A 13,308-nucleotide genomic window follows, 5' to 3' on the forward strand; every position below is an offset into this window, starting at 1 on the left:
GTGAACAGTATAGATCGGAGTGTTTAAACATGCAAGAAGTATGGAAAGACATCGATACACACGCGAAACAGTGGATTCGAGAAGCCGGAGAACAATTAATGGCGTCACTGAAAAAAACACTTATTATAGAAACAAAGTCAAATGCAGCTGATCTAGTAACAAATATGGACCGAGAAACGGAGCAGTTTTTAATTGGGAAAATTAAAGAAACATTCCCGGCTCATAATATTTTAGGAGAAGAAGGCTATGGAGATGAGATTACCTCTTCTAATGGGGTTGTTTGGTTAATTGATCCAATTGATGGCACGATGAACTTTGTTCATCAAAAAAGAAATTTCGCAATCTCAATCGGGATTTATGAGAACGGTATCGGAAAGATTGGTCTTATTTATGATCCAGTTCATGACGAACTATATCATGCGGTAAAGGGAGAAGGGGCTTTTTGCAATGATTTAGCTATTCCCATGTTGGAAAAAGGAACGGTAGAGCATGGAGTTATAGCTTTGAATGCGATATGGCTTACTGATAATCCATTGCTTAATATGGAAAAAATGATGATGCTCGTTAAGAAGGCGAGAGGTACGAGGTCATATGGTTGTGCAGCGTTAGAAATGGTATATGTTGCCACAGGAAGATTAGACGCATATGTAACACCGCGCTTATCGCCATGGGACTTTGGCGGGGGACAGATTATTGTAGAGGAAGTTGGCGGTAAAGTGACAACGTTCTTGGGAACGCCTCTTTCTATTGTAGAGAAAAGCAGTGTGTTAGTGGCAAAACCAGGAGTATACGAAGAATTATTACCATTTGTATCGCAATAATGAAAAAAAGTAAGAGGCATAAAGAAGCTTCTTACTTTTTAATGTTATTGCGATTTACGCATTTTTCTTTTTGTTACAAAACCGTATCCAACTGTAACAAATGTGCCGATAATGCAAATAATAATGCCGATGGGACTATTTTCAGCAATCATAATTCCGATACCAATTAAGAAGATAACACCGATAATTGCTGTTAATAAAAAGCGATATTGAATGTGTTCCATTTCTTCACCCTCCAATCTTATTTTACTTTCACAAAAGTAAGAATACAACTATATTTTCATTCTTGATTTTATTTTGATTGCCATTGTATCCCCTTCGCTCTTATAATAGAGAAGGATTAAAAAGACATTAGGAGTTGGACATGTTGAAAAAACGACAAGATTTACGAAATATAGCAATTATTGCCCACGTTGACCATGGTAAAACAACACTTGTTGACCAGTTATTACGTCAAGCGGGGACGTTCCGTGCGAATGAACATATTGAAGAACGCGCAATGGACTCAAATGATCTAGAAAGAGAACGTGGTATTACAATTTTAGCGAAGAATACTGCGATTCACTATGAAGATAAAAGAATTAACATTTTAGATACACCTGGTCACGCTGACTTCGGTGGAGAAGTAGAACGTATCATGAAAATGGTTGATGGTGTTCTACTTGTAGTTGATGCATATGAAGGTTGTATGCCACAAACACGATTTGTTTTAAAGAAAGCTCTTGAGCAAAACTTAACTCCAATCGTTGTTGTAAACAAAATTGACCGTGACTTCGCTCGCCCTGATGAAGTAGTTGATGAAGTAGTTGACTTATTCATCGAACTTGGTGCAAACGAAGATCAATTAGAGTTCCCAGTTGTATTTGCATCAGCAATGAACGGAACAGCAAGCTTAGATTCAAATCCAGCAAATCAAGAAGAGAATATGAAATCATTGTTTGACACAATCATTGAACATATTCCAGCACCAATTGATAACAGCGAAGAGCCACTTCAATTCCAAGTAGCACTTCTTGATTACAATGACTATGTTGGTCGTATTGGGGTTGGACGCGTATTCCGCGGTACAATGAAAGTAGGACAACAAGTTGCATTAATGAAAGTTGACGGAAGTGTAAAACAATTCCGTGTAACTAAATTATTTGGTTACATTGGATTAAAACGTCAAGAAATTGAAGAAGCAAAAGCTGGAGATTTAGTAGCTGTTTCAGGTATGGAAGACATTAACGTAGGTGAAACGGTATGTCCGGTTGAGCATGAAGAGGCTTTACCATTATTACGTATTGATGAGCCAACATTACAAATGACATTCCTTGTAAATAACAGCCCATTTGCAGGTCGTGAAGGTAAATTCATTACTTCTCGTAAAATTGAAGAGCGTCTTCGTTCACAATTAGAGACAGATGTAAGTTTACGTGTAGATAATACAGATTCTCCTGATGCATGGATCGTATCTGGACGCGGAGAGTTACATTTATCTATCTTAATTGAAAACATGCGTCGTGAAGGTTATGAACTACAAGTATCTAAGCCTGAAGTAATTATTAAAGATGTCGATGGCGTAAGAAGTGAGCCTGTAGAGCGCGTACAAATCGATGTTCCTGAAGAATACACTGGTTCTATTATGGAATCAATGGGCGCACGTAAAGGTGAAATGTTAGATATGGTGAATAACGGAAACGGTCAAGTTCGCCTTACTTTCATGGTTCCAGCACGTGGGTTAATTGGTTACACAACAGAATTCCTAACATTAACTCGTGGTTATGGTATTTTAAACCACACATTTGATTGCTACCAACCAGTACATGCTGGACAAGTGGGTGGACGTCGTCAAGGTGTTCTAGTTTCACTTGAAGCAGGAAAAGCATCACAATACGGTATTATGCAAGTTGAAGACCGTGGTGTAATCTTCGTTGAACCAGGTACAGAAGTATATGCTGGTATGATCGTTGGAGAACATACACGTGAGAATGATTTAACAGTTAACGTTGTAAAAATGAAACAACAAACGAATATTCGTTCTGCAACGAAAGATCAAACTTCAACAATGAAAAAACCACGCTTAATGACTTTAGAAGAGTCATTAGAGTACTTAAACGATGATGAGTTCTGTGAAGTAACTCCAGAATCAATTCGTCTACGTAAAAAGATTCTTGATAAGAGTGAGCGCGAAAGAGCTGCTAAGAAAAAGAAATCTGTAGAAGCGTAAAAATAAAAAAACAACTACCTTTATAAAGGTAGTTGTTTTTTTATTTTGTTTATTTTTAGAATATTTATTCTTTTTTGTGGACAGTATTTTTTTTGCGAGTTACTCTTGTATTAAGTACATAAAGAAAATTTGTTTTTATGAGAAGGGAGGAAAGATAGTGTTAGAAAGAATGTCATTTTTCGCGAAATTGTGCAAAGTTGATGAAAATCCAGAACTAGGGATGTGGTTACTTTATGGAACAATTATTATATTGAGTGCACTTGTATATAATTTAGGATTTGCAAGGAAGCTATCAGTGCTAAAAAATATAGTAATATACATATCTTTAGCAATTGGATGCACGGTATTAACTTTCTTTGCAGTTTTTTTACCAGTTGGAGAGGGGCTCGTTGTAGCGGCGATTGTACTTGGAATTTATAGATTACGTTTACGTCAAGCGAAACAACAAAAGGCAGGGTGAAAAGGGGGAGTTTCATGCGCTCGGTACAAGATGCACTATATAATTGGTTAACAATTAAAACGGTTGCGGAAGCGCGTCCAGATGATAGCGCTGCACAAGAAACGTATGTATTATTTCGAAATATGATATATGAAGAGCATAAATTACGAAATGTAGAAGTGGAAAAGAACGAGGAAATGTATTTAATTACATATGAAATTGATGGAGAAATAAGGTGTGCAAGATTTCCAGTAGAAGCCATTGATTGTTTTTTGGATCAGATGAATCGTGAACCAGAAAAATACAAATAAGTCCTTATCTATATGATTAAGGACTTATTTACGGTTTACCAATCGTCTTCTACTTTTTTATCACGATATAATCGGAAATTACCACTTGCATGGCGTTCCATAGTACGCTCTGCAATGCGTTCCGTACATTCCATGCACATATATGTATGAATAGGGCGATTACGCAGTTTTTTTGCCATAGGATTTTCGTCATCTAACATATCTTTTTTATCACAAATCATACATCTGACTCTCATTTCGTCACCTCAATACGAATTCTATCAGTATAAGTATATCATGGAAGCATAATGTTTTTGAATAATAGCGGGAAAAAATAATATTTTCGCAATTCGAAAAATAGGTTATGATAAGGATATATAAATAATATTTGGAGGTGGAAATATGGCGAATGTAGTTGAGCCTACATTGACAGGTGATTTAGTACAATCTTTGCGTAAAGAGTGTATCGTTATGATAGCAACAACAGATTTCGAAAAACAAATTCCTAACGTAAGTGCTATTTCTTGGGTATATGCAGTGAGTGAAACTAGTATTCGATTTGCGGTAGATCAACGCTCACGTATTGTGGGGAATATACGGCATAGTGCAGGGGTTGTATTGACTATAATGGCGAATGAATCCGTATTTTCCATAAGTGGCGAAAGTAAAATTTTAACAGATAGAATGGAAGGGATTCCTCTAAAATTAACGGTAGTAGAAGTGAATGTACAAGAAGTTCGTGATGTTATGTTTTATGGTGCGAAACTTGCTACTGAACCAACATATGAAAAAACATATGATCTTCGAGCAGCTAAAAAGCTTGATAACCAAGTATTAGTAGGAATGAAAGAATTATAAAGAAGATGAATAGGAACATCGTTCATAAACTTTTACAAGTGAGTATTGTGATTTAATGTGAAAAATTATAATAAAAAGTAATATATTGAATAGAAATGAATAAAAAATAAAGAAAAGGTTTAATTTCTATGAGTTTCGATTCTACCTCGTTTTTACGGTACATATAATTATAACAATGGTTCGTCCATATTTTATGGATGAAACCCTTGTTCTACAAATTTAAAAGTGGAGTCAGGGGGTAACAGGTTGGATAAAATTTATGTGTTAGATACGAATGTACTTTTGCAGGATCCTTTATCTATTTTTTCATTTGCAACAAATGAAGTAGTGATTCCAGCAGTTGTATTAGAAGAGGTTGATTCGAAAAAACGTTATATGGATGAAGTAGGACGAAATGCTCGCTATGTATCTAAGTTAATCGACAAATTTCGCGAAATAGGGAAGCTGCATGAAAGTATTCCGTTAGAAAACGGCGGTACATTTCGTATTGAATTAAATCATCGCTCGTTTGTTCAACTGCAAGATATTTTTGTAGAAAAAACAAATGATAATCGAATTTTAGCGGTAGCGAAAAACCTCTCTTTAGAAGAACAAGAAAAAGAGGACGGGAAATCAGTTATTTTAGTAAGTAAAGATGTACTCGTAAGGGTAAAAGCTGATGCAATCGGATTGCAGGCCGAAGATTATTTAAGTGACCGAGTAATCGAAGTGGAAAATATATATTCAGGATTTTTAGAAGGGTATATATCAAAAGAACAGTTAGATTATTTTTATGAAAAAGGTGAACTGCCTTTATCTGAAATCGCAAATCATCCTTTTTATCCAAATCAGTTTGTTGTAATGAAAGATGCACTAGGGGGTTCTAGTTCTGCACTTGGGATTGTGGATCATTTAGGTAAGAAGGTAAAAAAACTTATTTTTCACAATGAACAAGTGTGGGGGATACGCCCACGAAACGTGCAGCAAATTATGGGATTAGAATTGCTACTTCGGGAAGATATTCCACTTGTAACGTTAACAGGGAAAGCCGGTACAGGAAAAACGTTACTTGCATTAGCTTCGGGACTAATGCAAACGGAAGATTTAGGATTATATAAAAAGCTACTTGTCGCGAGACCAATTGTACCGGTAGGGAAAGATATAGGCTATTTACCAGGAGAGAAAGAGGAAAAATTAAGACCGTGGATGCAGCCGATTTTTGATAATCTAGAGTATTTATTCAATACGAAAAAGCCTGGGGAGCTAGATGCTATTTTAGCTGGAATGGGTTCGATTGAAGTAGAAGCGCTTACCTATATACGCGGGAGAAGTATTCCAGACCAATTCATTATAATTGACGAGGCACAAAATTTAACGAAGCATGAAGTAAAGACGATATTAACAAGGGTAGGCGAAAAAAGTAAGATTGTATTAATGGGGGATCCTCAGCAAATTGATCACCCGTATTTAGATGAATATAATAACGGTTTAACATATGTTGTAGAGAAGTTTAAAGAACAACGTATTAGTGGTCATGTAAAGTTTGTTAAAGGAGAGCGTTCTAATTTAGCACAACTAGCAGCGGATTTATTATAAAAAGGAGTGAGCTTAAGCTCACTCCTTTTTTGCCTTTTAATTATACAATTTAAATGATTGTAAATTTACGGATGTTACGAATCGGATTTTGTCTATTAGATCCATCATGGAAATATAGATGAACAGGCCCGTCTTCTCGTAATGGTTTACCTTCTTTTGAAAAACCGAGAATAGCTTTATGGGCTGTTTCTAACGGAAGTGTAATTGTATTGTCTGTGGTTGCAATTTCGACATGAGTAGCATCTTCTAAAATTTCAGCATTTTTTAGAAATGGATGAAGTGGTATGCCAAATGTCCCGTTAATAAGCTGTTCTTTTTTATATTTCTTTACACTTTGTTGTATTGGCGGGAAGGCAGCACCATCACGGATTTCGCGATCCCAATGCTCTGAAGTATGTTTTAAGTATGTTTCTAATTCGGATGAGTCTTCTCTAGTTTCATCAAAGTAAGTTGTCAAATCTATTTTTCGATCATCGAAAATCCATACAGTTGGATCGATAGTGATTGGAAAACGAACTTTTCCATTAATAAATAAAATTTCGCTCATTGTTGTTCCCCCATTTGTGTTATACTCCCACTTTTCAGTATAATAGTATTAGGCACTGTTGTCACAAAAAATGTTTCTATTGCAATTTATTAAAACTATCGCTAATATTAATAGATATGAGAGAGTAGGACGGAAACGGAGGGAATCAATTTGGCGTCTGAGACAGTATCAAATCATCAGGAAAAGGCACTAGCCCTTCTACAAGCGGATGCAGAGAAGATTTTAAGACTTATTAAGGTACAAATGGACAATCTTACAATGCCGCAATGTCCATTATATGAAGAAGTTTTAGACACACAAATGTTTGGACTATCCCGCGAGGTCGATTTTGCGGTTCGCCTTGATCTTATTGGAGAAGAACAAGGGAAAGCAATGTTAGGAGAGCTCGAACGTGAGTTGTCTGCACTTCATGAAGCATTTACAAACAAACAACAATAACGGGTTCAAATAAGGGGGCTCAAACTGAAATAGTTTGGGCTTTTTATTTGTATAATAAAGAAGGAAGAACCTATATACATATGGAATACAACAATAATTAAATTGAAACAGAAAGAGGAAATGAAATGAAAAAAGTATGGAAATCGATGGATTATTCCTTATTACTTCCTCTTGTTATCTTATGTGTGCTGGGAGTAATAATGGTATATAGTTCTAGTTCCATTGTTGCGATTTCGTCGAGACATAACTGGCCAGCAGATTACTTTTTTAAAAAACAATTATTTGCTCTAGCTGTTGGAACGATAATGTTAGCGATTATAGTTGCCATTCCTTATAAGTTGTGGAGAAAGCGAATAGTTTTGATCGCAATGGGAATAGGGAGTATTGGTCTATTAGCAGCAGCCTTTCTTTTCGGTCAGGTCATAAATGGTGCAAAAGGATGGATATTAGGTATACAACCAGCTGAGTTTGTGAAAATAACGGTTATTATTACGCTAGCAAACTTTTTTGCTAAGAAACAAGAAACGCAAACAGCTTTTGTACAAGGGATAATTCCTCCTCTAGCTGTTGTCGGTGGAGCGATGGGATTAATTTTACTTCAAAATGACTTAGGGACCGATATACTAATAGGTGGAACTGTACTGATTATGTTCTTTTGTTCAGGAGTTAATGTTAATTTAAGTATAAAGCGATTCCTCTTAACGTCTATAATATGGATTCCAGCGTTATATTTTATTGGGAACTATAAGTTAAGTCAGTACCAAAAAGCTCGGTTTTCAGTTTTTCTTGATCCATTTAACGATCCTCAAAATGATGGGTTCCAATTAATAAATTCTTTTATTGGAATTGCTTCAGGAGGGCTAAATGGTCGAGGGTTAGGGAACAGTGTGCAAAAATATGGATACTTACCAGAACCGCAAACAGATTTTATTATGGCAATTATATCTGAAGAACTTGGATTTATAGGCGTAGCTGTCATTTTAATCTGTTTACTACTTATTATTATTCGGGCATTTAGGGTTGCACAAAAGTGCAGAGATCCGTTTGGAAGTTTAATAGCAATTGGAATTGCAAGTTTGTTTGGAGTTCAAACTTTTATAAATGTTGGTGGTATGTCTGGGTTAATACCGCTTACAGGGGTACCATTACCGTTTATAAGTTATGGTGGTAGTTCTTTATTGGCTAATTTACTTGCAATGGGTATACTGTTAAATATTGCTAGTTATGTAAAACGACAAGAGAAACAACAAAACAAATTGACTAACGAAATAGAACAAGGTGGACCGCATCTTGTTGTTGTAAAATAAAAAACACATTGAGCTCTAGAGTTCAATGTGTTTTTTATTTTGTTAGATTTTAAATGTGATACAATATTGATTGTTATAAAACGAAAAGTATATTACATTTAAGTGAATGTGATATACAATATTGTTGTTAGAAAAGGAAGAGGTATGCTATACTATTTTTGTGAAACAAATCGATCAGAAAACTTATCATTTGTTGAAAAATAAGGTATGATGGATAAAAATAAAGTGAAGCTTTCTAAGTATAATATAATGTAGAAAGTGAAGAACTTCACGCTCTTTAGAGTGTGTATGTATTTTATCTCTAGAGTGGTAGGAAAATAGAGGGGGAAAATCATGACAAAGCTGCAACGTATTCAAAAAGTATTGGTAGCTAACCGTGGAGAGATAGCAATTCGTGTGTTCCGAGCATGTTCAGAACTTGGATTAAACACAGTTGCGATCTATTCTAAAGAGGATAGCGGTTCTTATCATCGCTATAAAGCCGATGAGTCCTATTTAGTTGGGGAAGGGAAAAAGCCAATTGATGCTTATCTAGATATTGAAGGCATTATTGAGATTGCGAAAAGTAATCATGTAGATGCAATCCACCCTGGATATGGTTTCTTGTCAGAAAATATTCAATTTGCAAAACGTTGTGAAGAAGAAGGGATTATCTTTATCGGTCCAAAAAGTAAGCATTTAGACATGTTTGGAGATAAAGTTAAAGCAAGAACACAAGCGCAGCTAGCACAAATTCCAATTATTCCTGGTAGTGATGGTCCAGTAAATTCAATAGAAGAAGTTGAAGAATTTGCTGAAAAGTATGATTACCCGATTATTATTAAAGCATCCCTTGGTGGCGGCGGTCGCGGTATGCGTATTGTACGTGCTAGTGAAGAGTTAAGAGAATCGTATAATCGCGCGAAATCAGAAGCAAAAGCAGCCTTTGGTAATGATGAAGTGTACGTTGAAAAATTCGTTGAAAAACCTAAACATATAGAAGTACAAATTTTAGCAGATGAAGAAGGTAATGTTGTTCATTTGTATGAGCGTGATTGCTCTGTACAACGACGCCATCAAAAAGTAGTTGAAATTGCACCGAGCGTGTCGCTTTCAGATGATTTGCGTCAGCGTATTTGTGATGCTGCAGTAAAGTTAACGAAAAATGTAAATTATTTAAATGCTGGAACGGTAGAATTCCTTGTAAAAGGTGATGAGTTTTACTTCATTGAAGTAAACCCACGTGTTCAAGTTGAACATACGATTACAGAGATGATTACAGGAGTGGATATCGTTCAATCGCAAATTTTAATAGCTGATGGACATGCATTACATAGCAAAATGGTAGGTGTTCCTAAGCAAGAGGAAGTGGTTGTGCATGGATTTGCAATCCAATCTCGTGTAACAACAGAAGACCCACTTAATAACTTTATGCCTGATACAGGAAAGATTATGGCGTACCGATCAGGCGGTGGTTTTGGTGTTCGTCTTGATACAGGTAATAGTTTCCAAGGTGCAGTTATTACACCGTACTACGATTCTTTACTTGTAAAAGTTACTACTTGGGCACTTACTTTTGAACAAGCCGCTGCAAAAATGGAACGTAACTTAAAAGAATTCCGTATTCGTGGTATTAAAACAAATATTCCATTCCTAGAGAATGTAGTAAAACATAAAAACTTCTTATCAGGAGAATATGACACTTCATTTATTGACGCGTCACCTGAACTATTCTTGTTCCCGAAACGTAAAGACCGCGGAACAAAAATGTTAAATTATATTGGTACAGTAACAGTAAATGGCTTCCCTGGAGTAGGGAAAAAAGAGAAACCAATTTTCCCAGATGCTCGTATACCAAATGTGATACACTCAGAGCCAATGCAAAATGGAACGAAACAAATTTTGGATGAGCGTGGAGCGGATGGATTAGTAAAGTGGGTACAAGATCAAAAGCGTGTACTTTTAACTGATACAACATTCCGTGATGCACATCAGTCATTACTTGCAACTCGTGTTCGTACAAAAGATTTACATCACATTGCAGAGCCGACAGCGAGAATGTTACCAAACTTATTCTCAGCAGAAATGTGGGGCGGTGCAACGTTTGATGTTGCATATCGTTTCTTGAAAGAAGATCCATGGGAACGATTACTAGATCTTCGTGAAAAAATGCCAAACGTTTTATTCCAAATGTTACTTCGTTCTTCAAACGCAGTTGGATACAAAAACTATCCAGATAATTTAATTCAAAAATTTGTAGAATGTTCCGCGCAAGCCGGAATTGATGTGTTCCGTATTTTTGATAGCTTAAACTGGGTAGAAGGCATGAGAGTTGCAATTGATGCTGTACGAGATACTGGTAAGATTGCAGAAGCAACAATGTGTTACACAGGAGACATTCATGATCCGTTACGCAGTAAATATGATTTAAATTATTATAAAAATTTAGCAAAAGAGTTGGAAGCATCAGGAGCTCACATTTTAGGAATTAAAGATATGGCGGGCTTACTAAAGCCAAACGCAGCATATGATTTAGTTTCAGCATTAAAAGAGACGGTGTCGATTCCAATTCACCTGCACACACACGATACGAGCGGAAATGGTATTTTAACGTATACGAAGGCAATTGAAGCAGGTGTTGATATTGTCGATGTAGCGGTGAGTTCAATGGCTGGTCAAACGTCACAACCAAGTGCGAATACACTATACTATGCGTTAGGTGGAAACGAAAGACAGCCAGATGTTAATATAGACTCATTAGAAAAACTATCTCATTATTGGGAAGATGTACGAAAATATTATGCTCCATTTGAAAGTGGTATGAATGCTCCTCACACAGAGGTATATATGCATGAAATGCCGGGTGGACAGTATAGTAATCTTCAACAACAAGCAAAAGCGGTTGGCTTAGGAGATCGCTTTGATGAAGTTAAAGTGATGTATCGCCGTGTTAATGATATGTTTGGCGACATTGTAAAAGTAACACCATCATCTAAAGTTGTCGGTGATATGGCATTATTTATGGTTCAAAATCACCTAACAGAACAAGATATTTTAGAACGTGGACATGCTATGGACTTCCCAGGATCTGTTGTTGAAATGTTCTCTGGAGATTTAGGACAACCATATGGTGGTTTCCCGAAAGAATTACAAAAAATTATTTTAAAAGGGAAAGAGCCATTAACAGTAAGACCGGGTGAATTATTAGAACCAGTAGATTTCGATGCTTTAAAAGAAGAGTTATTCCACAAACTTGGACGCGAAGTAACAATTTTTGATGTAGTCGCATATGCATTGTATCCAAAAGTATTTATGGACTACGAAAAAGTTGCTGGGATTTATGGAAATGTATCTGTGCTTGATACACCGACATTCTTCTATGGTATGAGACTTGGTGAAGAAATTGATGTGGAAATCGAGCAAGGTAAAACATTGATGGTTAAACTAGTTTCCATTGGGGAGCCACAGCCAGATGGAAATCGTGTGCTTTACCTGGAGTTTAATGGACAACCGCGTGAAATCGTAGTGAAAGATGAAAACGTGAAATCAACTGTTGCACAGCGTGTGAAGGGGAATCGTGAAAATCCAAATCATATTAGCGCAACGATGCCGGGAACTGTTATTAAAGTAGTTGTAAAAGAAGGCGATGAAGTGAAAAAAGGTGATTCCATGGCAATTACAGAAGCTATGAAAATGGAAACGACGGTTCAAGCGCCATTTAGTGGTAAAGTGAAAAAAGTATATGTAAATGATGGGGATGCAATTCAAACGGGAGATTTACTCATTGAATTAGATCATTAAAATAAAGAAAAAGAGCTGTGCGAAAGCAGCTCTTTTTTGTGTGTAAATAATACCTTGCCGAATTGGCAAGGTATTATAGTTTTACTTTATTTTGTTTGCTTAGAAGTTGATTCAGTTTCTTTTGCATTGACTGTACTTCTTGTACCTATCATAACTAAATAGCATAGTACAGCAAACAGGCAAGAAATGAAGAGCGAATGTAATAATGCCATTGCTAAACTAGCATTTGTAAATACGACCAAAATCCCTACTATAGCTTGAAGTGTAACAAGGATAAATGAAATAATCCATCCCCAGTATACTACACGCTGCTGCTTGTAATGGCGAATAGCGATAATCATCGCATATAGTATCCAAGCGAAAATTAACATCGCTGCAACTCTATGTCCCATTTGAACCCACTCATGTAGTTGAGTTGGCATAGGTCTACTTTTGCTACATAAAGGGAAGTCTGGACAGGCTAAGGTAGCTCGTTCGTGACGTACTAAAGCTCCTGTGTAGACAACGATATAACTGTAAATTGTTACACCATAAATATGAAATTTCATTTTTTTGTCCATAATAAGTGAACGTGCATCAAATTTCTGATCAATTTCAAAAATAAGACACGTTAACAAGATGACAGAAGCAAATGAAATTAAGGAAATACCGAAATGAATAGCTAATACAGCAGGCATTTGACCCCAAACAACCGCCGCCGCCCCCATTAATGCTTGTGCAACTAAAAATACGAAGGATAAAATTGCTAACGTCTTTGTTTCGCGCACATGTTTATAATATTTCCAGGACAAGATACAAAGAAGAGTAACAAGGATTCCGGCTGATCCAGATGTTAAGCGGTGACTTAGCTCAATAATAGTCTCCATTGATAAATTAGATGGAACAAATTCACCGTTACAAAGAGGCCATGATTTGCCGCATCCTTGGCCTGAACCCGTTTTTGTAACTAAAGCGCCTCCTAGTAAAACTACTAATAAATCGAGACTTGTAATGACTGCTAACCATTTAATAAAGCGTTGCAATCTCTTTCACCATCTTTCTGCT

13 protein-coding genes are annotated in these 13,308 nt (G+C 36.3%); 9 read left to right on the forward strand and 4 right to left on the reverse strand.

Going from position 1 to position 13,308, the window contains the following annotated elements; genetic code table 11:
* The first annotated feature begins 29 nt into the window (after positions 1-29).
* Positions 30-821 carry an inositol monophosphatase family protein gene (locus MKX66_RS27525; protein WP_002033721.1) on the forward strand — a complete coding sequence of 264 codons (792 nt, stop codon included), beginning with the start codon at positions 30-32 and terminating at the stop codon, positions 819-821.
* 44 nt (positions 822-865) lie between these two features.
* On the opposite strand, the gene MKX66_RS27530 is transcribed toward MKX66_RS27525, so the two are convergent.
* Positions 866-1,045, reverse strand: a complete 180-nt coding sequence (locus tag MKX66_RS27530; protein WP_000400127.1) for a DUF5325 family protein — start codon at positions 1,043-1,045, stop codon at positions 866-868.
* Positions 1,046-1,185: 140 nt separating this feature from the next.
* Between MKX66_RS27530 and typA the strand changes: the two genes are divergently transcribed.
* The 3 genes from typA (at position 1,186) to MKX66_RS27545 (ending at position 3,780) form a co-directional block, all read left to right on the forward strand.
* A complete protein-coding gene (typA, locus tag MKX66_RS27535; protein ID WP_002014867.1) occupies positions 1,186-3,030 on the forward strand; it encodes a translational GTPase TypA in 1,845 nt (614 codons plus the stop codon).
* Between the two features lie 157 nt (positions 3,031-3,187).
* Entirely contained in the window at positions 3,188-3,490 is a 303-nt protein-coding gene (locus MKX66_RS27540) for a YlaH-like family protein (RefSeq protein ID WP_000893662.1), read from the forward strand.
* 14 nt (positions 3,491-3,504) lie between these two features.
* The gene (locus MKX66_RS27545; RefSeq protein WP_002033723.1) at positions 3,505-3,780 is read left to right on the forward strand and encodes a hypothetical protein; all 276 of its coding nucleotides are present in this window, start codon (positions 3,505-3,507) and stop codon (positions 3,778-3,780) included.
* 35 nt (positions 3,781-3,815) lie between these two features.
* Here the strand turns inward: MKX66_RS27545 and MKX66_RS27550 are convergent, their stop codons facing one another.
* Positions 3,816-4,016 carry a YlaI family protein gene (locus tag MKX66_RS27550; RefSeq protein ID WP_002094429.1) on the reverse strand — a complete coding sequence of 67 codons (201 nt, stop codon included), beginning with the start codon at positions 4,014-4,016 and terminating at the stop codon, positions 3,816-3,818.
* A gap of 145 nt (positions 4,017-4,161) precedes the next feature.
* On the opposite strand from MKX66_RS27550, the gene MKX66_RS27555 reads away from it, so the two are divergent.
* Positions 4,162-4,617: a pyridoxamine 5'-phosphate oxidase family protein gene (locus MKX66_RS27555; protein WP_002033724.1), complete on the forward strand. Its 456-nt coding sequence runs from the start codon at positions 4,162-4,164 to the stop codon at positions 4,615-4,617.
* Between the two features lie 246 nt (positions 4,618-4,863).
* Positions 4,864-6,192 carry a PhoH family protein gene (locus MKX66_RS27560; RefSeq protein WP_002088317.1) on the forward strand — a complete coding sequence of 443 codons (1,329 nt, stop codon included), beginning with the start codon at positions 4,864-4,866 and terminating at the stop codon, positions 6,190-6,192.
* A gap of 49 nt (positions 6,193-6,241) precedes the next feature.
* Here the strand turns inward: MKX66_RS27560 and MKX66_RS27565 are convergent, their stop codons facing one another.
* Positions 6,242-6,739: a hypothetical protein gene (locus MKX66_RS27565; protein WP_016100695.1), complete on the reverse strand. Its 498-nt coding sequence runs from the start codon at positions 6,737-6,739 to the stop codon at positions 6,242-6,244.
* Between the two features lie 150 nt (positions 6,740-6,889).
* On the opposite strand from MKX66_RS27565, the gene MKX66_RS27570 reads away from it, so the two are divergent.
* The 3 genes from MKX66_RS27570 to pyc all read left to right on the forward strand — a co-directional run bounded on the left by MKX66_RS27570 (position 6,890) and on the right by pyc (position 12,264).
* A complete protein-coding gene (locus MKX66_RS27570; RefSeq protein WP_002190534.1) occupies positions 6,890-7,177 on the forward strand; it encodes a YlaN family protein in 288 nt (95 codons plus the stop codon).
* A gap of 125 nt (positions 7,178-7,302) precedes the next feature.
* Complete coding sequence (locus tag MKX66_RS27575) at positions 7,303-8,484, forward strand: FtsW/RodA/SpoVE family cell cycle protein (RefSeq protein WP_002033727.1); 1,182 nt, start codon at positions 7,303-7,305, stop codon at positions 8,482-8,484.
* A gap of 333 nt (positions 8,485-8,817) precedes the next feature.
* Entirely contained in the window at positions 8,818-12,264 is a 3,447-nt protein-coding gene (pyc, locus tag MKX66_RS27580; protein ID WP_012261618.1) for a pyruvate carboxylase, read from the forward strand.
* Between the two features lie 86 nt (positions 12,265-12,350).
* Here pyc and ctaA read toward each other — a convergent pair whose 3' ends face one another.
* Positions 12,351-13,286, reverse strand: coding sequence for a heme A synthase (gene ctaA, locus MKX66_RS27585; protein ID WP_002088309.1), 936 nt, complete (start codon positions 13,284-13,286; stop codon positions 12,351-12,353).
* Between the last annotated feature and the right edge of the window lie 22 nt (positions 13,287-13,308).

The organism is Bacillus sp. FSL R9-9530, from assembly GCF_038008145.1.
GTDB classification, from domain to species: Bacteria; Bacillota; Bacilli; order Bacillales; family Bacillaceae_G; genus Bacillus_A; species Bacillus_A mycoides.